The 20,733-nt window shown below is 51.1% G+C and carries 19 protein-coding genes and 4 tRNA genes; 9 read left to right on the top strand and 14 right to left on the bottom strand.

What is annotated here, in order from left to right; all coding sequences use genetic code 11:
* Window positions 1–21 precede the first annotated feature (21 nt).
* Both recQ and pldA read right to left on the bottom strand, forming a co-directional pair.
* On the bottom strand, window positions 22–1,851 hold the full coding sequence (recQ, locus tag DES37_RS22510; RefSeq protein WP_110027962.1) for an ATP-dependent DNA helicase RecQ: 1,830 nt from the start codon (window positions 1,849–1,851) through the stop codon (window positions 22–24).
* Between the two features lie 67 nt (window positions 1,852–1,918).
* Window positions 1,919–2,788: a phospholipase A gene (gene pldA, locus DES37_RS22505; RefSeq protein WP_036115489.1), complete on the bottom strand. Its 870-nt coding sequence runs from the start codon at window positions 2,786–2,788 to the stop codon at window positions 1,919–1,921.
* Window positions 2,789–2,935: 147 nt separating this feature from the next.
* Between pldA and DES37_RS22500 the strand changes: the two genes are divergently transcribed.
* From DES37_RS22500 to DES37_RS22485, 4 genes are all read left to right on the top strand, one after another.
* Entirely contained in the window at window positions 2,936–3,406 is a 471-nt protein-coding gene (locus DES37_RS22500) for a thioesterase family protein (RefSeq protein ID WP_036115485.1), read from the top strand.
* Window positions 3,407–3,460: 54 nt separating this feature from the next.
* Window positions 3,461–4,348, top strand: a complete 888-nt coding sequence (rarD, locus tag DES37_RS22495) for an EamA family transporter RarD (protein WP_036115482.1) — start codon at window positions 3,461–3,463, stop codon at window positions 4,346–4,348.
* Window positions 4,349–4,550: 202 nt separating this feature from the next.
* Window positions 4,551–4,925 carry a hypothetical protein gene (locus DES37_RS22490; RefSeq protein WP_110027961.1) on the top strand — a complete coding sequence of 125 codons (375 nt, stop codon included), beginning with the start codon at window positions 4,551–4,553 and terminating at the stop codon, window positions 4,923–4,925.
* 44 nt (window positions 4,926–4,969) lie between these two features.
* Window positions 4,970–5,377 (top strand): DUF2628 domain-containing protein, encoded by a 408-nt coding sequence (locus tag DES37_RS22485; protein ID WP_036115476.1) that lies wholly within the window; start codon window positions 4,970–4,972, stop codon window positions 5,375–5,377.
* Window positions 5,378–5,430: 53 nt separating this feature from the next.
* On the opposite strand, the gene corA is transcribed toward DES37_RS22485, so the two are convergent.
* The 7 genes from corA to lptM form a co-directional block, all read right to left on the bottom strand.
* Entirely contained in the window at window positions 5,431–6,381 is a 951-nt protein-coding gene (gene corA / locus DES37_RS22480) for a magnesium/cobalt transporter CorA (protein ID WP_036115568.1), read from the bottom strand.
* Between the two features lie 348 nt (window positions 6,382–6,729).
* The gene (gene uvrD, locus DES37_RS22470; RefSeq protein ID WP_036115471.1) at window positions 6,730–8,892 is read right to left on the bottom strand and encodes a DNA helicase II; all 2,163 of its coding nucleotides are present in this window, start codon (window positions 8,890–8,892) and stop codon (window positions 6,730–6,732) included.
* A gap of 55 nt (window positions 8,893–8,947) precedes the next feature.
* Window positions 8,948–9,664, bottom strand: coding sequence for a 5-amino-6-(5-phospho-D-ribitylamino)uracil phosphatase YigB (yigB, locus tag DES37_RS22465; protein ID WP_110027960.1), 717 nt, complete (start codon window positions 9,662–9,664; stop codon window positions 8,948–8,950).
* Window positions 9,664–10,563, bottom strand: a complete 900-nt coding sequence (gene xerC / locus DES37_RS22460; protein WP_036115465.1) for a tyrosine recombinase XerC — start codon at window positions 10,561–10,563, stop codon at window positions 9,664–9,666. Before xerC ends, yigB begins: the two co-directional genes overlap by 1 nt.
* Window positions 10,560–11,264, bottom strand: coding sequence for a DUF484 domain-containing protein (locus DES37_RS22455; RefSeq protein ID WP_036115463.1), 705 nt, complete (start codon window positions 11,262–11,264; stop codon window positions 10,560–10,562). The genes xerC and DES37_RS22455 overlap by 4 nt, the downstream gene beginning before the upstream one ends.
* A complete protein-coding gene (gene dapF / locus DES37_RS22450; RefSeq protein ID WP_036115461.1) occupies window positions 11,261–12,085 on the bottom strand; it encodes a diaminopimelate epimerase in 825 nt (274 codons plus the stop codon). Before dapF ends, DES37_RS22455 begins: the two co-directional genes overlap by 4 nt.
* Before the next feature lie 35 nt (window positions 12,086–12,120).
* A complete protein-coding gene (gene lptM, locus DES37_RS22445; protein WP_036115459.1) occupies window positions 12,121–12,327 on the bottom strand; it encodes an LPS translocon maturation chaperone LptM in 207 nt (68 codons plus the stop codon).
* A gap of 190 nt (window positions 12,328–12,517) precedes the next feature.
* On the opposite strand from lptM, the gene cyaY reads away from it, so the two are divergent.
* On the top strand, window positions 12,518–12,838 hold the full coding sequence (gene cyaY / locus DES37_RS22440) for an iron donor protein CyaY (RefSeq protein ID WP_110027959.1): 321 nt from the start codon (window positions 12,518–12,520) through the stop codon (window positions 12,836–12,838).
* On the opposite strand, the gene cyaA is transcribed toward cyaY, so the two are convergent.
* Window positions 12,839–15,388 carry a class I adenylate cyclase gene (gene cyaA / locus DES37_RS22435; protein ID WP_110027958.1) on the bottom strand — a complete coding sequence of 850 codons (2,550 nt, stop codon included), beginning with the start codon at window positions 15,386–15,388 and terminating at the stop codon, window positions 12,839–12,841.
* 272 nt (window positions 15,389–15,660) lie between these two features.
* On the opposite strand from cyaA, the gene hemC reads away from it, so the two are divergent.
* From hemC to hemY, 4 genes are read left to right on the top strand one after another with little or no spacing between them, the layout of a single operon-like run.
* A complete protein-coding gene (hemC, locus tag DES37_RS22430; protein ID WP_110027957.1) occupies window positions 15,661–16,602 on the top strand; it encodes a hydroxymethylbilane synthase in 942 nt (313 codons plus the stop codon).
* The gene (gene hemD, locus DES37_RS22425) at window positions 16,599–17,348 is read left to right on the top strand and encodes a uroporphyrinogen-III synthase (RefSeq protein WP_110027956.1); all 750 of its coding nucleotides are present in this window, start codon (window positions 16,599–16,601) and stop codon (window positions 17,346–17,348) included. The genes hemC and hemD overlap by 4 nt, the downstream gene beginning before the upstream one ends.
* 12 nt (window positions 17,349–17,360) lie before the next feature.
* Window positions 17,361–18,536: a uroporphyrinogen-III C-methyltransferase gene (gene hemX, locus DES37_RS22420; RefSeq protein WP_110027955.1), complete on the top strand. Its 1,176-nt coding sequence runs from the start codon at window positions 17,361–17,363 to the stop codon at window positions 18,534–18,536.
* A gap of 2 nt (window positions 18,537–18,538) precedes the next feature.
* The gene (gene hemY, locus DES37_RS22415) at window positions 18,539–19,741 is read left to right on the top strand and encodes a protoheme IX biogenesis protein HemY (RefSeq protein WP_110027954.1); all 1,203 of its coding nucleotides are present in this window, start codon (window positions 18,539–18,541) and stop codon (window positions 19,739–19,741) included.
* 529 nt (window positions 19,742–20,270) lie between these two features.
* On the opposite strand, the gene DES37_RS22410 is transcribed toward hemY, so the two are convergent.
* The 4 genes from DES37_RS22410 to DES37_RS22395 form a co-directional block, all read right to left on the bottom strand.
* Window positions 20,271–20,347 (bottom strand) — tRNA-Pro (locus tag DES37_RS22410).
* Between the two features lie 37 nt (window positions 20,348–20,384).
* A tRNA-Leu gene (locus DES37_RS22405) sits at window positions 20,385–20,471 on the bottom strand.
* A 14-nt stretch (window positions 20,472–20,485) separates the two neighbouring features.
* Window positions 20,486–20,561 (bottom strand) — tRNA-His (locus DES37_RS22400).
* 55 nt (window positions 20,562–20,616) lie between these two features.
* A tRNA-Arg gene (locus tag DES37_RS22395) sits at window positions 20,617–20,693 on the bottom strand.
* Window positions 20,694–20,733 lie beyond the last annotated feature (40 nt).

Below are 20,733 nucleotides of genomic sequence, written 5' to 3'. Positions count from 1 at the left end.
GGCACGTTTCTCTGCTGCCCGCTACCAGGTTTCCCGTTCGTCCAGATGTTCACGAATCAGGGTCATAAAAGGTTGCCCAAACCGTTCCAGTTTACGCATCCCCACGCCATTCACACTCAGCATTTCCCCCGGTGAAACGGGTAACTGTTCCGCCATTTCTATCAACGTTGCATCGTTAAAGACGACATACGGTGGAATATTTTCTTCATCGGCAATGGCTTTACGCAGCTTGCGTAATTTGGCAAACAACTTGCGGTCATAATTACCGCCAAAGGTTTTTTGGTGAGCACGCGGTTTCAGCACAGTAATACGAGGCACCGCCAGCATTAATGGCACCTCACCTCGCAATACTGGCCGGGCCGCTTCAGTCAGCTGCAGAGCAGAATGGTTGGCAATGTTTTGGGTGATAAACCCCATATGGATGAGCTGGCGAATGATGCTGACCCAATGTTCGTGGCTGTGTTCACGCCCAATACCATACACTGGCAGTTTATCGTGCTGCATATCGCGAATACGTTGATTGTTAGCGCCTCGCAATACTTCTACCACGTAACCCATCCCAAAACGCTGGTTAACACGATAAATGCAGGATAACGCTTTTTGCGCATCTACCAGGCCATCATAACGGCGTGGCGGATCCAGGCAAATGTCGCAGTTGCCACATGCTTCCTGGCGGCCTTCACCGAAATAGTTCAGCAGTACCAGGCGGCGGCAGGTTTGTGCCTCGGCAAAAGCTCCCATGGCGTTCAGCTTATGGCGTTCAATATCCTGCAACTGCCCGGCTGGTTTTTCATCCAGGCAACGGCGCAGCCAGGCCATATCTGCCGGGTCATAAAACAGCATCGCTTCCGCAGGCAGCCCATCGCGCCCGGCACGCCCGGTTTCCTGGTAATACGACTCGATATTGCGCGGAATATCGAAATGGACAACAAACCGCACGTTGGGTTTATTAATCCCCATACCGAAGGCCACGGTAGCCACCACGATTTGCACATCATCGCGCTGGAACTTCTCTTGTACCTCAGCACGCACACTATTTTCCAGCCCGGCATGGTAGGCACGCGCGCTTATTCCCCGGCTTTGCAGGCGGGCTGCTGTGTCTTCCACTTTTGCCCGGCTGTTGCAGTAAATAATGCCTGACTTGCCCCGTTGTTCCTGGACATACCGCAGCAACTGGTCAAGAGGCTTGAACTTCTCCATTAACATGTAGCGGATATTCGGGCGGTCAAAACTGCTTACCTGGATGAGCGGGTCATCAAGCCCCAATAAACGCACAATATCAAGCCGGGTGGTGTCGTCTGCCGTGGCCGTCAACGCCATAAATGGCACACCAGGAAGACGCTGGCGCAGTTGCCCAAGGGCTGCATATTCCGGGCGGAAATCGTGCCCCCATTGGGAAATACAGTGGGCTTCATCAACTGCCAGCATGACTGGGTTCCAGCGAGCCAGCTGGTCGAGGAAGTTATCCATCATCAGGCGTTCTGGGGCGATATACAACAGGCGTATTTGCCCGTTTCTGCACCCATCGATAACCTGTTGTTGGTCTTCACGGCTTAATGAGGAATTCAGGCAGGCGGCGGCAACCCCGTTGGCGCACAGCTGATCCACCTGATCTTTCATCAAAGAGATAAGCGGAGAAACAACCAGCGTCAACCCGCCAAGCACCAGAGCAGGGATTTGGTAACAGAGGGATTTTCCGCCGCCGGTCGGCATAACCACAAGACAATCGCGGCCCTGGAGTGCCGTATCAATAATGGTTTTCTGGCCCGGACGAAACTGTTGGTAGCCAAAGGTCTCCTGTAACACTTGTTGTGCCAGTGACTCCCGATTCATCATTTCCGCCTGCGCCACACTCACTCCATCCGGTTAAAATAAAACAGGCGCTATTTTCAGCGCCTGAGTGAGAAACTGCAATGCTTTAAAACAGATCATTGAGCATAACGCCCAAACCAACGCGTGTCTGGTTGAAGTTGTAGTCTATCAGGGATTCACCGTAACCACTCCACACCTGAGCATAAGCCCGGACATGGCGGGTAATTGGGTAGCTCACGCCGAATTCAGCGCCACCATAACCGGTATTCCAGTTATATTGCCCTTTCACGCTCAAGACGGCATCGCCCCAGCTATATGCCACACGCGCCTGGTAGTAACCCATATATTTGGCGATATCCGGGTTATCATCAAGATTCCCCACCACATACCAGGGTTTCACTTCAACCATCCAGTCACCATTCTGCGCCATCAGGCGAGAATAAACGCGGTTCCAGCTGCGAGACGTAGGGTCTGAGCGCCCATTAGAATCATGGTTAAAACCCATTTCGACATCACGCAATGTCCAACCAGCAAATTGATAGTCTGTGGCAAAACCCAGGAACAATTGCGGTTCATAATTAGTTTCACGGAACGGTGAAGACTGTGACTGATTGGAAAGCTGCCACCAGGATTTCTGTGTATAAGATGCACCCAGCACAGAGTTATCACCAAGGATTCCGCGCCACAATGGGAAAGCCAGGCTCAACTGAAATTTCACTTCGTCTTTGCGGGCATGGTCGGCCCAGTCGTAGCTTTGTATCGCTTCTTTATTAATATCGCTGCTTTCTGTGTAGAGCACATAGTTGGTATCGTAAGGGTACAGGGTAAATGGGTTATCATGTTCCTGTAACAGATTAGCAATAATACTGCCACGAACGGCGGGTGCATCATGCACCTCTTTCACCGTTGCTTCCTGTGCCCAGGCCGTGACCGGGAGCACACACATCATCATCAAAGCGGTAAAACTCTTGCGCATCAGCCTCATTCTCCTGAAGCAATTATTATTGGTGTGACCCATTCTACATATTTCATTGTCCGATACGCACTCTTCTGCTCTTAAACTGGTTTAAAACATAAACGATACATAAAATAAACATCTTGTTAACTAATAGTGAGCATCTCTATGTCTGGCGTTATTCTTACCGCTGAAGAAGCATTGAAGTTGGTGGGTGATATTTTTGTATACCACATGCCATTTAACCGGGCTCTGGGGCTGGAGCTGGTAAAGTACGTACCTGATTATGCTGAACTTAGCTTTCAACACCAGGCTATGATGGTGGGGAACTGGGCACAAAATATTTTACATGGTGGCGTGATTGCATCCGCGCTCGACGTGGCCGCCGGTCTGGTCTGTGTCGGCAGTACACTCACACGGCATGACACCATCAGTGAGGAAGAGTTACGCCAGCGTCTGGGTAAAATGGGCACCATAGATTTACGTGTGGACTACCTGCGCCCGGGGCGTGGCACTCATTTTACCGCCAGCAGTTCACTACTGCGTGCAGGTAACAAAGTGGCGGTCGCCCGGGTTGAATTACATAACGAACAAAAAACCTATATTGCCAGTGCAACAGCGACTTACATGGTCGGGTAGCGGCTTTTTCTGATAAACTGCCTGTACACTTTTCCAACGCATATACACATTAACATGGACAGCAGGCAAGTACGCTTAGGGGTTATCCTCGCCCTGATCGCCTATTTTATTTGGGGGGTCGCCCCCGCATATTTCAAACTTATTCAGTTTGTCCCCGCCAATGAAATACTGACCCACCGTATCATTTGGTCTTTTTTCTTCATGGTAGCGTTGATTTCGCTGAGCCGTCAGTGGCGTCAGGTGCGAAAAATTATAGCCACGCCGCGGAAGATTTTTGGGCTTGCCGTTTCTGCCGTATTAATTGGTGGTAACTGGCTGCTATTTATTTGGGCGGTCAATAATAACCATATGCTGGAAGCCAGCCTGGGCTATTTTATTAACCCGCTGGTGAATATTCTGCTGGGTATGATCTTTCTCGGTGAGCGTTTTCGCCTGATGCAGTGGGTGGCCGTGTTACTGGCAGCCTGTGGCGTGCTGGTTCAACTTTGGACTTTCGGGTCGTTGCCCGTCATTGCCCTGGCGCTGGCGTTCAGTTTCGCGCTGTATGGCCTGGTGCGTAAGAAAATTGCCGTCGATGCCCAAACTGGCATGCTGATAGAAACCTTATGGCTGTTGCCGGTTGCCGCTATCTGGCTATTTGGTATTACAGATACGCCCACCAGCCATCTTGCTAACAACCCGTGGTCACTGAATTTATTGCTGATGGCTGCCGGTATTGTCACCACGGTGCCGTTATTATGCTTCACCGGGGCGGCCACCCGCCTGAGGTTATCCACCCTCGGCTTTTTTCAATATATTGGCCCAACACTCATGTTTTTATTAGCCGTAACATTCTATGGTGAAGTGCCCGGGAAAGATAAAATGGTTACTTTCGGATTTATCTGGATAGCCCTGTTTGTCTTTGTTCTGGATGCATTATATACCCAGAGAAAAGTCAGATAATCCTTATAAAACAAAATGCTGGCGTAGTATTCTTATTCATACATTACGCCAGCCATACACCAGCAATTCAATTCCCTCACCTACCTTTTTTAGTACAACCACTATCTTACTATCAGGCAACACTGTTTCTATAATCTCCATAAACTGAACTCACATGCACTATGCCAGGTAAGAATTAGCCTTTGCCGGTAAGAAAACAACTATGTCTTTCATCATCAATTTATTCAAACCGTCACATAGCACAACTATTCGGCGAATACCCTTTTTAATCATCAGTATTTTGTATTTCGTTCTTCAGGGCACACCGCTGATGTTTAATATGGGGAAATTCACCCTTATTTTTACGGCAGTATTACTGCTTTGGATTTATTGTAATACGGGTGCCATGCGCTGCCGGGATATTGGTATAAAAGGCCGCTACTTCGTGATTCTCTGGATGAGCATAGTCGTGATCGGGCAAGTTATGATTCGTATTTGGGGGGCAGATTGTGACTCTCCGGGTACCCGTTTTACTGCGGGTATGACTATTTTGACTGCATTCTTTCTGGCTCTTACTCCAGGCAAGATAACGAATTAACCAAACAATTAACCGCCATTTGGCAAGGGATAAAAGGTAATACGATGACTAACACAACATTGCCTGAAGAAAATTACGACTACCAGCAGGATCCGAAAGTAAAAGAAAAGTGGAAAAAACGCTTTGCATTTATTGATAAGTTAGGCGGAAAGTATAATGGCTTCCTGCAAACCAAAGAAAGTCGTGAGGAATTGAAAAAACTTCCGATTTGGCCACGAATTACAATGCAAATGAGTTTTCTGGCTTTTTTATTTGGACCAGTTTATCTGCTGATTTTAGGATTATGGAAAAAAGCCATAGTGTGTTTTCTAATCAGCTGTGTTGTTGCCATTATTGGTCTGATGATTCATTTCCGATTCCTTTCTTTCTTTTTCAACATGTATGTCGCATGCCAGACTATCTTCTGGTATTACGAATTCAAGGTAAAAAACAAGCACACCTGGAGTTTGTAACCATAAAAAAAGCGCTGTTTTCACAGCGCTTTTTTGCCTCTGAGCATTAACCGCTACAACCAGTTTTTCCGCTTAAAGTACAGGTACGGGGCCAGACCCGCCAGCATCATAAAGACGATGGCTCCAGGGTAACCAAAGCTCCAGTGCAATTCCGGCATAAACTCAAAGTTCATCCCATAACTGGAAGCAACCAGCGTGGGTGGCAGGAATACAACAGATACCACGGAGAAGATTTTGATTATCCGGTTCTGCTCGATATTGATAAACCCCATCGCAGCCTGCATCAGGAAGTTAACTTTCTGGAACAGGGATTCGTTGTGCGGCAACAGGGATTCGATATCGCGTAATACTTCCCGCGCCTGTTCAAGCTGCTCGCCCGGTAAGCGAGCTTTACGTACCAGGAAATTCAGTGCCCGTTGGGTATCCATCAAACACAGGCGAACTTTCCAGCCGGTATCTTCCAGCTCAGCCAGGGTGGAGAGCGCTTCGTCGTACTCATCACCTTGTTGCCCTTCCATAATCACACGGCTGAGCTTTTCCAGGTCGCTATAAATGTTTTCGATTTCATCAGCCAACTGTTCAATTTTGGTTTCGAACAAATCGAGTAACAATTCAAACGCATTGCCGTCAACCACTAACTGTGTACGGGCGCGCATGCGGTAGAGGCGAAATGCAGGTAACTCACGTTCACGTAGCGTAAACAGGCGACCATTACGAATGGTAAAAGCCACGGTTGAGTTGCCCGCGTGATCGTCCGCATCTTCGTAGAAGAAAAATGAGTGGATATGTAAGCCATCTTCGTCTTCAAAAAAACGGGCAGATGCCTCAATATCTTCAAGCTCTGGTCGTGTCGCCAGGCTCTGGTCAAGTTCCGTTTGTACGCGTTGCCGCTCGTCTTCGTCCGGCTCAACCAGATCAACCCATATCGCGTTGCTCAGGTTTTCAGCCTCTTCCACTTCGAGACGGGACAACCGATTATTTTCCAGTTGAAATGCGCTCAACATGACCGGGACTCCCAATGCAAAAATATCGGACAGTTCGGTGGGCACACAGAAACGGGGGTTTCAAACCAAGAAACAGACTGGCTCAACGCGACGGGAAAAGATGTCGCTGACAACCGCGAAGGCTATCAGCAATGAGGATAGCCTTAGGAGTTGCACCCTGAAAACAGGTGAAAGAGCCAGCATCTACTGGGTGTGTCCAAGGCGAATGTCCTCTTAGCGTAATCGTGCGCGCATGTTACGCCAGCGAAAAAGCAGCGTCAATAAACAACAGAACACTCGCAATTAATTAATATCTGTTATTTGTTAAGGTTAGCAGACAGACCAGAAAATTTATTTTCCCACACGGAGTTACACCGTTTCTAGCCTGGCGTAAGCGGCGACCAGCCACTTAATGCCCTGCCCCTGGAATGCCACCTGCAGGCGGCTGTGCTCACCACTGCCTTCCAGGTTGACAATAGTGCCTTCACCAAATTTGGGATGGCGTACCCGCTGCCCTAGTTTATAGCCACTATCGTTTTGCTCAATGGGTGTACCCAGCCGCTGGTGGTTAACCGGGCGGGAAACCGTTGCCCGCAAACGCACTTCCTCCACGCAGTTTTCCGGCAGCTCGCCAATAAACCGGGAAGGGCGGTGATACACTTCTTTCCCGTACAGGCGGCGCGATTCTGCGTAAGTCAGCGTGAGCTTTTGCATGGCCCGCGTGACACCGACATAAGCCAGGCGGCGCTCTTCTTCCAGGCGGCCGCCTTCATCCAGCGACATCTGGCTGGGGAACATCCCTTCTTCCATCCCAACAATAAACACTTGTGGGAACTCCAGACCTTTCGCCGAATGCAGTGTCATCAGTTGTACTGCATCCTGCCAGGTGTCTGCCTGCCCTTCTCCTGCCTCCAGTGCGGCATGAGACAAGAAGGCCTGTAACGGCATTAGATCTTCGTCTTCGTCCTGGTAGCTGAACTGGCGTGTGGCTGTCACCAGTTCTTCAAGGTTTTCAATACGTGTCTGGCCTTTCTCGCCTTTTTCCTGTTCATACATCATCCACAAGCCAGAGTCTTTAATCACCCGGTCAGTCTGGACATGCAGGGGCATTTCTGCGGTATCGTGAGCCAGCGCATCAATCAGCTCCATAAAACGCTGCAGAGCGGATGCTGCACGCCCTGCCAGGGCTTTATCCTGCAACAGCTGGCGTGAAGCCTGCCATAGCGTGAGCTGGTTCTCTCTCGAAGTCTGGCGCACGACATCCAGCGTGCGGTCGCCTATTCCCCGGGTTGGTGTATTAACCACACGTTCAAATGCGGCATCATCATTGCGGTTACTCATCAGGCGCAGGTACGCCAGTGCATCTTTAATTTCCTGGCGTTCAAAGAAGCGCATCCCGCCATAAATCCGGTACGGCATGCTACCTTGCAGTAAAGCCTCTTCCAGTACACGTGACTGGGCGTTGCTGCGATATAAGATGGCACACTGCTCCAGAGCACCACCATTGTCCTGCCAGGTTTTGATACGGTTAACAACAAACCGGGCTTCATCCAGTTCGTTGAAGGCGCAGTACAGCGATATAGGTTCACCTTCGCTGCCATCAGTCCATAAATTTTTACCAAGCCGCCCGGTGTTATTATCAATCAGGGCGTTAGCTGCGTTCAGAATATTGCTGGTTGAACGGTAGTTTTGCTCAAGGCGAATGGTTTGCGCCCCCGGGAAATCCCGCAGAAAACGCTGAATATTTTCCACCTGAGCGCCACGCCAGCCATAAATTGACTGGTCGTCATCGCCCACAATCATCACATGGCTGGTATCACCCGCCAGCAGGCGAATCCAGGCATACTGAATGTTGTTGGTGTCCTGAAATTCGTCCACCAGAATATGCGTGAAGCGATCACGGTAGTGCTGGAGAATGTGGGGTTTGTTAAGCCAAAGTTCATGGGCGCGCAGCAGCAATTCAGCAAAATCCACCAGCCCGGCTCTGTCACAGGCTTCCTGGTAGGCCTGGTAAACTTTCAACCAGGTTTGCTCAACCGGGTTGCCATAGCTTTCTACGTGTTGTGGGCGCAGGCCTTCGTCTTTTTTACCGTTGATGTACCACATTGCCTGGCGGGCAGGCCACTGCTTTTCATCAAGGTTCATGGCTTTGATCAGGCGTTTGAGCAGGCGTAGCTGGTCTTCACTATCCAGAATTTGAAAATCCTGCGGTAAACCTGCATCAAGGTGATGCGCGCGCAACAGACGGTGTGCAAGACCGTGGAAAGTCCCCACCCACATACCATTCTGCACACTACCCATCAACTGACCAATACGCTGGCGCATTTCCGCAGCCGCTTTATTGGTAAAGGTGACGGCCATAATGGAGTAAGGCGAGCTGTTCTCAACCGACATCAGCCAGGCGATACGATGCACCAGTACCCGAGTTTTCCCGCTCCCCGCACCTGCCAGAACCAGCAAATTACTGCGTGGCGCCGCAACGGCTTCACGCTGTTTATCATTAAGACTGTCGAGCAGGTAAGAAACGTCCATCAGCACCGCCAAATTGGGGAAAGGGGGGATCGTACCCCTGGAAATTTTTACAGCATTATATCAGCGCAGTGAGTGATGCCAACCGCGAAATTTCTACATGGGGTAGCAACCGGCTGTCTTTTGCCGTCATCAGGCTGGCCTGTTTCAGGTTAATCCAGCATGCCTGAACGCCACTCTGTACCGCACCTAACACATCAGTGGTGAGGTCATCGCCTACATGGAGCAATTCTCCGGGCTGAACACCCAGTTTTTGTGCCGCCAGCCAGTACATATCGCCAAACGGTTTTGAGCGGCCATCCGGGCCGGCGCGCAATACAAACTGAAAGTACGGCTCAAGCCCGAAACGGGAGGGATCCGCATTACCATTAGTAATGGCGACTAACGGCCATTTCTCCGCCAGTTTTGCCAGTGTGGTATGTGTTTCCTGCGGTACCTCTATGCGGCTACGCCAGTGAGCAAACTCGCCCATCACCGCATCAGCGCCTTCACGCGCCTGGCTATCTGGTATCCCGGCGAGTTGCATCGTGCGTTCTATTGCCCGCCAGCGCCACTGCGTCACATCATGGTAGATTTCCGGTTCTTCTTCCCTTAAGGCGTCACGCACGCCAATAAAATCACTGGCGGTCAGTTGCGCCAGCGACGGATGGTACTGTTGAAGAAACTGAAGTGATGCCTGAGTAGTCTTTTGAATTACTGGATAGTTGTCATACAGCGTATCGTCCAGATCAAACGTCAGAGCGGCAATCCGGCTCAGTGGACGGTAAAAATGCATTACGATTTCCCCCGCCTGGCGCGTGGATGCGCAGCATCATACACCGAGGCTAAATGTTGAAAGTCGAGGTGGGTATAGATTTGGGTAGTGGATAAATTAGCGTGGCCCAGCAACTCCTGTACCGCGCGTAAATCACCACTGGACTCCAGCATATGTGTGGCAAATGAGTGGCGTAATTTATGAGGATGGACATGGCTGTTAAGACCCTGGCGCACACCCCATTCGGCAAAGCGTTTTTGCACGTTACGAGCTGAAATACGCTTGCCCTGGCGGGATAAAAAGAGGGCGTCATCATCCGGGCCAAACAGCAAACGCAGCTCCAGCCAGTGCTCAACCCATTGCACCGCGCTACGGCCAACAGGTAGCCTGCGCTCTTTACTCCCTTTCCCCATCACCCACACTTCACCGCTGGCAAGGTCCAGGTGGCGGCAATCAATATTGACCAGTTCGGATAAACGCAGCCCGGCGCCATACATGATTTCCAGCATCGCTCTGTCACGCACGGCGAGTGGGTCATTAATATCAATATCCAGTAACCGGTTGATGTCATCCACATCAATATTCTTGGGTAAATGGCGTGGTGCTTTGGGGCTGGCAACACCCTTTGCCGGGTTGGCATCCAGTTCGCCCTGGGCAACCAGCCAGTCGAAAAAACTACGCAGGGCAGAAAGGCGTAATGCCATGCTGGCAGGCTGCAGACCATGCTTGCGGCTCAACACAGTAAAGCGTTTCACTTTGCTGCTGTCGCACTGAGCCCAGTGTTGTATGCCCATGTCCGCCGCCATGCTGATAATCACCTGCAACTGGCGGCCATAGTTGAGTAACGTCAGTGGGCTTAGCTGGCGTTCCACTTTCAGGTAACGCAAATATTGGTCAACACTCGCCTGCAAACCGCTCATAACCGCTCCACCCAACGTTCCAGTAACCCGGGTAATAATGTACTCAGTTCCTGCAAGAACTGGGTTCCCTGGCCTGCACTGTAGTGTTGCGGGTCACGGCTGGAGAATACCAGTACGCCTAAATCCCCCTGTTCCCCCAGCAATGACATGGCTACTGAGCCTACCGCTTTTTCTTGCGGCAACATCACCAGCAGTTCATTACCATTGAGGCCGCCAAGATAATGCGACTGGTCGCCGAACCGCTGCACACGCAATGGCTCAAACAGTTGCCGGCTCAACGCCAGGTGAGTAAAACAGGAAGGCGCGCCAATACGCCATTTATCCGGAAAGAGCCGTAACGTAGCACTGGCCAGTTTCATCTCTTTTGCCCAACGCGACAGGCGTTCAAGAAAAGACTGAAAATCCGGGGCGGATGCCAGACGGCTTTGTAGTTTCAGTAATCGGTAAAACAGCCCTTCATTTGCCATTGCCTGTTCAACCAGCAAACCCATACCGGTTTCCAGGTTATCAATCCGGTTCCGCGACCTGGCCATATGCCATTCAACCAGCGACACTGCTCCCCGTACCGGATGCGGAACACTGAGTTGTTCAACCAGTTGTGCGTTACGAATAAAAAAATCAGGGTGACGACGCAGATAATCTCCGACCATCTCGTCTGTCAGCTCAGGCAAAATATCTTGCTGTTCTCCGACATTCTTCATAGATGTATAAACCCATCGTAGACATGAGTGGCAGGCCCGGTCATATACAAAGGATGCCCCGGGCCTTTCCAGGCAATATCTAACCGGCCACCGGGCAGGTCAACCCGTACTTGTTCAGCCAGTAAACCTTGTTGTATACCGACAGCAACCGCACCACAGGCCCCACTACCACATGCCTGGGTTTCACCCGCGCCGCGTTCATAAACCCGCAGGCGGATATGCTCAGGGTTAACCACTTCCATAAAGCCAACATTCACCCGTTCAGGGAACCGGTCATGACTTTCTACCAGCGGCCCCAACAACTCCACTTCTGCTGTCGTAACACTTTCAACCTGAATCACACAATGGGGGTTGCCCATCGATACTGCGCCACAAAGTACCGTTTGCTCCGCGACGCGCATGATATAGGTTTTTTCCATTTTATTAGCACGGAAAGGAATACGGCCAGGTTCGAAGTCCGGTTCGCCCATATTCACCCGGACTAAATCATCGTCCGTCACTGTCAGAACCATACGCCCGTTGGCGGTACTGACAAAAATGTCGTTCTTGTTGGTCAGGCCTTTCAGGCGCACAAAGCGGGCGAAACAACGCGCGCCGTTGCCACACTGCGCAACTTCACTACCATCCGCATTAAAAATACGGTAGTGAAAGTCCAGCTCAGGATCATAAGGCGGTTCCACAATCAGTAACTGATCAAACCCCACTCCCAAATGCCTGTCAGCCAGGCGGCGGATCATATCCGGAGAGAAGAAGACGTTTTGTGTTACTGCGTCAACCACCATGAAATCATTGCCAAGCCCATGCATTTTGGAAAACTGCATTTAGAACTCCCTTCCCCAGGTTATGCACTGGGGTGCTACTGGGTGACAACCTGCGTCGGGTCATCGCCATCTCCACGATCGTTTTGATCAGGTGTGGCTGATTGCGTCGACGATGCTGGTTCTTCAACATGTTCGGGTGTTTTGTTGTCTGCCGGAGGGAAATAAAGTGGGCCTTTTAAACCACATCCACTGAGGCTAAACATTGCCAGCGCCATGGCCAGCGGATAAACGAGTTTCTTCATTCTGCAGTGCCTGTATATCGTTATTGTTATCTATCATCGCAGGTGAACCCTGAAAAGCAATAGCCAGAGTCTGAGGAACAGATAATTCCCGCCAAAAACACTTGCTTACTCACGGGCCTGTGAGCGGTATTTCAATTTCCCGCGTTGTGCTTTTATACTGCCTGCACAGCCTTATAACGGGAAGCGAAACATGAACGATTCAGAATTCCACAGACTGGCCGACAAACTGTGGCTAACCATTGAAGAGCATTTTGATAACTGGGATGGCGACAGCGATATTGACTGCGAGATCAATGGCGGTGTGCTGACACTGAGTTTTGAAAATGGCAGCAAAATTATTATTAACCGCCAGGAACCCCTGCACCAGGTCTGGCTGGCAACCAAAAGCGGTGGCTACCACTTCAACCTGAAAGAAGATACCTGGGTGTGCGACCGTAGCGGGAAAACTTTCTGGGCCTTACTGGAAGAAGCCTGCTCTCAGCAAGCTGGTGAGCCGGTCCACTTCCAGTAATTATTGCTGATATTGTTGCAGTAGTGTCGCAGCGTTGCCGTCTGATGCCAGCGCTGCGGCCGCGGTAACAGACTGAGTACGGTACGGAATCACCTGAGCACGCCCTTCCCCGCTCACAATCTGGTAGAACTGTGGCAGGTTGAAGTTCACAAAGCTTGAGCCATAGGTGAAACGATCATGAGATGAGGAGTAGAATCGGCTGACATCCCGAACCAGTTCTTCAATACTGCCTTCGCAGTGATGGTAAACTTCAGCGCGGTTACCTTCATCCAGAATATAGATGTTGAACCCTTTGTCACTGTTGGTTTCTTCAAAGAAAAACTGAATAATCCCTTCACTGGCAAACCCGTCCACAACCGAAGGGAGCTGGACATGGTTGGTTTCAACCTGAACAGACAGCCCATGCAGTTTGTTATGAGAAATCGCCCCATAAAACTCGATGGCGTTTTCCAGTTTCTGCACAGACACATTCAGCCGTTCAAAGAACAACCCCCAGGTTTGCCCGGCAACACGCAACGCTTTAAAACGCCCCGGTTCAAGACGGGTGCTCGACAAGCGTAACTCAATACATTCAGAAACCAGTTGCAGAACACGGGTACGAATTAACCCACGCAAGTGCTGGCTGTAGCAGAACACCTCAACGTTGTCTGGCGGTGCGGCATCCTGGTGCATTTTGCCCAAAATCGTTTTCAACGCTTCAATCATGGCCTGTTCGCCATTGAAATGCAGAGTACGCACTTCATTCCACGAGTTGCGATACAGCAAATCAATGCTGCCAATCAGGCATTTTTGTTCTTCACCGAAACTGAAGACATCCAGTTTACGGAAATCAAAATGCACCACCTGGTTGCGAAACGCCGTAGTCGGGTCATATTCAAGGTTGACAATAATCGCGAGATGGCGAATTTCACATGGGCTGTACAACGCTTTGGGTGTCGGCGCTGGCAGCCTGATAGGGAAATGATGAGATACATCCGACACCATTTCCTGCAATTTTGCCAGGTCACAGACACCATTGCCTTTAATGAACAGGCGAGTACGCGGTGTTAATAAACCATTGAAGTAGGCCCAGGCCACCAGCTTGTTCAGATAACGGTTATATTCCAGTGGCTGATGGCTGATAATCGTGTCCATGTGCGGCGCACGGTTATACAGATACCACCCAGAACGGTTTGCCCGGCCTGGCGGTACGTGAATAAAAGTCAGATTCGGTTCAGACAAATCTGGCGATATTTGTGGGTTCACCAGGGTAACTTTCCCGGGCAGAGCTTCAAACGCTGCATAGAGCTTACGGGTGAGAACCCCAATATCTTGCGGGCTGGCACTGACACTCAAATTGTTGCGGCGGGCAAAACGAATCAGGTTGCGATAGCTTTGCATCATCGCATCCAGCAATTCATTATGGGCATTACGGACTTCGTCAATTTTCCAGTTAGCCCGGTTATCCAGCATCGCCAGGCGCTGTTCATCCCAGCCCCAGCTTTTCACTAACTGCCCGATAACTTCACGCCGCCAGCCAACACAAGCACGTTCCCGGCTGAGTTTTTCGCATACTTTCAAATAAAAACAGCGGCGAACCAGGTCAAGGCGAGTGGTATCGTCTATTGCCGTTAAATACCGGGTAACCCGATCCAGCATCATGCAGTACGCATCCAGCCCGAACGAGACAATTTCACCATCATGCAGGTGTTGTTTAATATCTTTGGCTAACAGACGTGTGTTGGGGTATTCCCAGGAATACGCTTCCAGCAACAGTGTTTTCAGCACGGCTTTATACGGGGAATCAATACTTTTATACAGCTGCCATAAACTGGCGCCAAAGTACTCTTCCGCAGACAGGGAGCTAAGCCCCCCCAGATCCAGCCATTCGTTAGGAGTCAGCACGCCTTGTGCATAGAGCTTCATAACATAGTCGTCATAGCTCTCTTCCTGTTCACAGGGCACCATATTCCACAGAATACGTTTCCCAGCCAGGCGCACTGCGGTGCGGTAAAATTCGTCCAGCAGTAAAATATGCTGTGTAGAACCGCAATCTTCGCCACCCAGGCTCCCGCTCTCGTTATGCCGGAAACGGTTTTCATCAATCAGGAAGAAACTGACTTCCACACCTAATGATGCAGCCCAGCCTTCCAGTAACGCACACTTGCGCTGGAGCAAACGGCGCTCTTCGTTGTCCAGCCACGCCTGATGGCACACCCAAATATCCAGGTCAGACGAACAGCTTTGCCCAACCGATGAAGTGCTCCCCATAGAGTACACACCAGTAATGGGTAACTCACTGGTGTTTTCTTCTTGCGGGAAAGCGCCATATTTCAGCTCAAGGCTGTCGAGATAATGGCGTTGTGTGTCATCAGGGGTGTACAGACAAATTCCATGGGGAACGTTGCCATCAAGGTAGCCCGGCATTTGCGGATGATGGCAATGCAATAATGTAGGCAGCAGACTGTAAACCTGCTGAAAAGCGGGTCCCATTGCAGCCAGGGCGCGATCCACGCGCAGTTGGTTTATGGCATCCAGTCTCTGTTTAAGAGTCTCAATATAGAGGTACAAGACGTATCGCCTGATTGGTTACAGTATTTCAAAAACGTAATCCGCATGCAGCCTTTAATGATTATAGAATGAACAGGCTGGCAATTGGTGAAAACGTGATCAATTTAACACCACGAGCATTGACCGTAAAGAAAGATGCGCTAAGTAAGTCTAGCATTCAGGCGCATCTTAATACACTTAAACTGACACTTTCAGGATAAACCCCGTTGAAACTGACACGCTTCCTCTAACAATGGTAGGATGATATTCAAGCGTTTTTTACGGTAACTAGCATGGTAGACAAAGTATTACGAATTGCCACCCGGCAAAGCCCGCTTGCGCTGTGGCAAGCACAATATGTCAAACAACGTTTGCAGGCATACCACCCGGATTTGCAGGTTGAACTGGTTCCGATGGTCACTCGTGGTGATGTGTTGCTTGACACTCCCCTTGCAAAAGTGGGCGGTAAGGGCTTGTTTGTCAAAGAACTCGAGCTGGCGATGCTGGAGAATCGGGCTGATATCGCCGTTCACTCAATGAAAGATGTACCGGTTGCCTTCCCTGAAGGCCTGGGGCTGGTCACCATTTGCGAGCGGGAAGACCCACGCGATGCATTTGTATCCAACCACTACACCAGCCTGGACTCACTGCCACAAGGCGCAGTCGTAGGAACATCCAGCCTGCGTCGCCAGTGCCAAATTGCGGCGCGCCGCCCTGACCTGCAAATTCGCTCATTACGCGGTAATGTCGGTACCCGGCTGGGTAAACTGGATAGCGGTGAATATGATGCCATTATTCTGGCTGTGGCTGGCTTAAAACGCCTTAAACTGGAAGACCGGATTCGGGAAGCGCTCGCACCTGAAGTAAGCCTGCCAGCAGTTGGGCAAGGTGCGGTTGGTGTTGAATGCCGCCTCAATGATACATGGACTCGTGAGTTACTCGCACCATTGCATGATACCGATACCGCTATCCGGGTGACTGCCGAGCGTGCAATGAATACGCGCCTGGAAGGTGGTTGCCAGGTACCCATTGGCAGTTTTGCACTGCTGGAAAATGGCCAGTTATGGTTACGGGCACTGGTTGGCGCGCCTGATGGTTCACAAATCATCGCGGGTGAACGCCGTGGTGAACCAGGACAAGCTGAAGCAATGGGTATTAGTCTTGCTGAAGAACTGCTGGCACGCGGTGCGAGCCAAATTCTTCACGACGTTTATCAAGGTGAAAAGCCGCAATGAGTATTTTGGTCACTCGCCCATCGCCTGATGGGGAAGCGCTGGTTAGCCGTCTCCGGGCTCTCGGGCGAGAGGCCTGGCACTTTCCTTTGATTGAATTCGCCCGGGGTAATGCATTAAGCCAACTCCCGGCGCTACTGGGCGAGCTTGCACAGGGCGATTTGCTGTTTGCCGTTTCCCGGCATGCAGTGCAATTTGCCCAGGCAGAGCTTGCCGCAACCCGGTTAAGCTGGCCGGGCCATATCCAGGCATTTGCGGTTGGCCGCACTACTGCTCTGGCACTGCATACCGTGAGCAGGCTGCCAATTAGCTACCCACGAGATCGGGAAACCAGCGAAACCTTGCTACAATTACCTGAATTACAGAATGTTGCCGGGAAACGTGCGCTCATTTTGCGCGGCAATGGTGGGCGGGAGTTGCTCACTGATACGCTGAGCGAGCGAGGTGCGGCAGTGACAGTCTGCGAATGTTACCAACGCCAACCCTGCCAGTATGATGGCCTTGAAGAGGCCTGGCGCTGGCAAAACCGTGGGATCCGCATACTGGTGGTGACAAGTGGCGAGATGCTCACGCAACTCACGAACACGATTCCCGAATTGTATCGAACTAACTGGTTATTCCGCTGCCGGCTTGTTGTCGTCAGCGAGCGGCTGGCGCAGGTTGCCCGGGAATTGGGCTGGGAAGAAATCACTGTCGCCGAAAATGCTGATAACGATGCGCTTTTGCGCACCCTGCAATCACTTTATTAATGGGATGCCATAATGACGGAACAACATAACGACTCCGCCGCAACTGACGAAACCCGGGTGGAAGAATCCTCAGTATCACAAAACACCGGTACAACACGTCATGCGGAAGACAAGAAAAAACAGAGTGGCAGCGCAGGAATTGCGTTAGGCGTGGTTGCTATCGCCATTGCGCTGGCTTGCAGTGCCGGGGTATGGACCTGGGCCAAACATCAACTGGCAACGCAAACGTCAACCAGTGATACCGTAATTGATCAGTTAACCGCTTTGCAGCATCAGCAAACGCAACAGAACGCCGCGTTGCAAAAAACCGTTGAAGCACAGGCTGATGCGCTCGCTCAGGCACACAAGCAACAACAGGCTCAGGCAGCTCAACTGTCTGAACTGGAACAAAAAGTGGCGACCATTTCTGGATCAGATGCCAAAACATGGATGCTGTCACAGGCAGACTTTCTGGTAAAACTGGCCGCGCGGAAGTTATGGAGCGACCAGGATGTCACTACCGCCGCCGCCCTGCTGAAAAGCGCCGATGCCAGCCTGGCTGACATGAATGACCCCAGTTTGCTACCTGCCCGCCGTGCCATCACGCAAGATTTATCAACGTTGTCCGCCCTGACGCAAGTCGACTATGACGGCATTATTTTGCAGCTTAATCAGCTTACCAACCAAATTGATAATCTCCGCCTTGCTGATAACACCACGGATGACACACCCATGGACGACGACAGCAGTGAGCTGTCTGGTTCCTTCAGCCAGTGGCGTGAAAACCTGACGAAGAGCTGGCACAACTTTATGGACAGCTTTATCACCATACGCCGCAGGGATGAAACGGCAGTCCCATTGCTGGCACCAAACCAGGATGTTTACCTGCGTGAAAACTTGCGCTCACGTTTGTTAGTCGCTGCACAGGCGGTTCCCCGCCATCAGGACGAAGTGTATAAACAGGCGCTGGAAAATGTCTCGACCTGGGTACGCGCTTATTACGATACCAATGATGCGGCGACCAAAGCCTTCCTGCAAAGCCTGGACTCGCTGAGCCAGCAAGATATCAGCATGGATGTTCCGGACTCACTGCAAAGCCAGCCAATTCTGGAAAAATTAATGCAGACACGCGTGCGCAACTTATTGTCCCAACCAGGCGTTAGCGCGGATTCTGGCGACGCAACTACACAGCCGGTACAGGGAGAGTAATCATGCTGAAAGTCTTGTTGCTGTTTTTATTACTGATTGCAGGCATCGTGCTTGGCCCAATGCTCGCCGGGCATCAAGGGTACGTACTGATTCAGACAGACAATTACAACATTGAAACCAGTGTAACCGGGCTGGTTATCATGCTGGTTCTGCTAATGCTGGTGTTGTTCGCGGTTGAATGGCTGCTGCGTAAAGTATTCAGAACCGGTGCACGTACCCATGGCTGGTTTGTGGGCCGCAAACGCACACGCGCACGCAAGCAAACCCGCCAGGCGTTGCTAAAACTGGCCGAAGGGGATTACCAGCAAGTTGAGAAGCTGATGGCTAAAAATGCCGATCATGCAGAACAACCACTGGTGAACTACTTGCTGGCTGCTGAAGCCGCTCAACAGCGGGGCGATGAAATGCGCGCCAACCAGCACCTGGAACGGGCGGCTGAGCTGGCCGACAACGACCAGATCCCGGTAGATATTACCCGGGTTCGCTTGCAACTGGCCCGCAATGAAGATCACGCGGCCCGCCACGGCGTGGACAAGCTTCTGGATATTGCACCACGCCACCCGGAAGTATTACGCCTTGCTGAACAGGCTTACATCCGTACCGGCGCATGGAATGCCTTGCTGGATATCCTCCCTTCTATGGCAAAAGCCGGGGTTGCAGATGATGCACACCGCGAAGCGCTGCAAGAGCAGGCATGGCTTGGGTTAATTAACCAGGCAATGGCTGAGCAAGGCAGCGAAGGGTTAAATAACTGGTGGAAGAATCAGCCACGTAAAACCCGCCAGCAAACCTTGCTGCAGGTGGCGATGGCAAAACGCCTGATTGAGTGTAACGACCACACCAGTGCAGAAAAAATTATTCTGGCAGGTTTAAAACGCCAGTACGATGACCGGCTGGTAACACTGATGCCACAGCTTAAATCAGGCGATCCATCTGTGCTGGAAAAAGCGTTGCGCCAGCAAATCAAACTGCAGGGTGACCGCCCATTACTGTGGCGCACGTTAGGTCAGTTGCTGATGCAGCACGCAGAATGGCAGGAAGCCAGCCTGGCGTTTCGTGCCGCCCTGAAACAGCGCCCGGACGCCGAGGATTATGCCTTGCTGGCAGATACTCTCGACCGCCTGAAAGAACCCGCAGAAGCGGCAACAATGCGCCGGGAAGGCCTGTTGTTGAGTGTTAACCCCAGCGACAAGCCAAACAGCTAACCTCACCTTTCTCCCATAAAAAAACACCTGCCCACTGGGCAGGTGTTAAATCAGGTCATATAACAACAAGCTTGGTGCTTCACTCAACGTTATGTCCATGGTGTCTGATGAGGGTGAAACCGACATCTGTCTTTGGACGATAAGCACCGCAAAGGCTCTGCATCATTCCTGGCATTATGAGGCATAAAGCGAACATAACAGGTGGAATGAGCATCTACCCGTATATTCTTGCACAAATGATGCCAAAGTTACAGTCAGATTATTCAGGCCTCAGGGCACGGGTGGCGGGCTTTCGCAGGGTAATGCAACGCGCCGTATCTCCCCAACAGATAAGAGATGTCGGGCACCAACGACAAGTACCATGCAGCCGGGAAACATACTTTAAAAATCATAACGTTAAATGTTACTGAATAGAGACAACAGCACGAGGGAAAGTCGCCAAACTGCGACAGAGAAAGGAAAACCGGCGTTAATGCCGAAAACTGCAATTTTAAATACAAAAAACCCCGCCGAAGCGGGGTTCTAAAATTGGTCGGCGAGAGAGGATTCGAACCTCCGACCCACTGGTCCCAAACCAGTTGCGCTACCAGGCTGCGCTACTCGCCGAAATACTGCTATTTTACTTTTTTTAAAACCTAAGTTGTGGTGCGAGGGGAGGGACTTGAACCCTCACGTCCGTAAGGACACTAACACCTGAAGCTAGCGCGTCTACCAATTCCGCCACCTTCGCATTCCACTAAATAATGGGGTGGCTAATGGGACTCGAACCCACGACAACTGGAATCACAATCCAGGGCTCTACCAACTGAGCTATAGCCACCACTGTAAATCTTTCGCGGTCATTCTACCACCGCAGCTCAAAGCGCCTCACAAAATGGCGCGCCCGACAGGATTCGAACCTGAGACCTCTGCCTCCGGAGGGCAGCGCTCTATCCAGCTGAGCTACGGGCGCGTAGCGCCGTTGCGGAGGCGGATATTACGGACTTAGTGCT

Source organism: Mangrovibacter plantisponsor, from assembly GCF_003182475.1.
Taxonomy (GTDB): domain Bacteria; phylum Pseudomonadota; class Gammaproteobacteria; order Enterobacterales; family Enterobacteriaceae; genus Mangrovibacter; species Mangrovibacter plantisponsor.
This window is presented reverse-complemented; position numbering and strand designations above follow the sequence as displayed.

Coding starts and splice junctions, on each gene's coding strand:
- corA (WP_036115568.1), bottom strand. CDS start 6,381: ATGTTGAGCGCATTTCAACTGGAAAATAATCGGTTGTCCCGTCTCGAA.
- uvrD (WP_036115471.1), bottom strand. CDS start 8,892: ATGGACGTTTCTTACCTGCTCGACAGTCTTAATGATAAACAGCGTGAA.
- dapF (WP_036115461.1), bottom strand. CDS start 12,085: ATGCAGTTTTCCAAAATGCATGGGCTTGGCAATGATTTCATGGTGGTT.
- DES37_RS22500 (WP_036115485.1), top strand. CDS start 2,936: ATGTCTGGCGTTATTCTTACCGCTGAAGAAGCATTGAAGTTGGTGGGT.
- pldA (WP_036115489.1), bottom strand. CDS start 2,788: ATGCGCAAGAGTTTTACCGCTTTGATGATGATGTGTGTGCTCCCGGTC.
- cyaY (WP_110027959.1), top strand. CDS start 12,518: ATGAACGATTCAGAATTCCACAGACTGGCCGACAAACTGTGGCTAACC.
- hemD (WP_110027956.1), top strand. CDS start 16,599: ATGAGTATTTTGGTCACTCGCCCATCGCCTGATGGGGAAGCGCTGGTT.
- hemX (WP_110027955.1), top strand. CDS start 17,361: ATGACGGAACAACATAACGACTCCGCCGCAACTGACGAAACCCGGGTG.
- DES37_RS22455 (WP_036115463.1), bottom strand. CDS start 11,264: ATGAAGAATGTCGGAGAACAGCAAGATATTTTGCCTGAGCTGACAGAC.
- xerC (WP_036115465.1), bottom strand. CDS start 10,563: ATGAGCGGTTTGCAGGCGAGTGTTGACCAATATTTGCGTTACCTGAAA.
- DES37_RS22485 (WP_036115476.1), top strand. CDS start 4,970: ATGACTAACACAACATTGCCTGAAGAAAATTACGACTACCAGCAGGAT.
- hemC (WP_110027957.1), top strand. CDS start 15,661: ATGGTAGACAAAGTATTACGAATTGCCACCCGGCAAAGCCCGCTTGCG.
- rarD (WP_036115482.1), top strand. CDS start 3,461: ATGGACAGCAGGCAAGTACGCTTAGGGGTTATCCTCGCCCTGATCGCC.
- hemY (WP_110027954.1), top strand. CDS start 18,539: ATGCTGAAAGTCTTGTTGCTGTTTTTATTACTGATTGCAGGCATCGTG.
- DES37_RS22490 (WP_110027961.1), top strand. CDS start 4,551: ATGTCTTTCATCATCAATTTATTCAAACCGTCACATAGCACAACTATT.
- lptM (WP_036115459.1), bottom strand. CDS start 12,327: ATGAAGAAACTCGTTTATCCGCTGGCCATGGCGCTGGCAATGTTTAGC.
- yigB (WP_110027960.1), bottom strand. CDS start 9,664: ATGCATTTTTACCGTCCACTGAGCCGGATTGCCGCTCTGACGTTTGAT.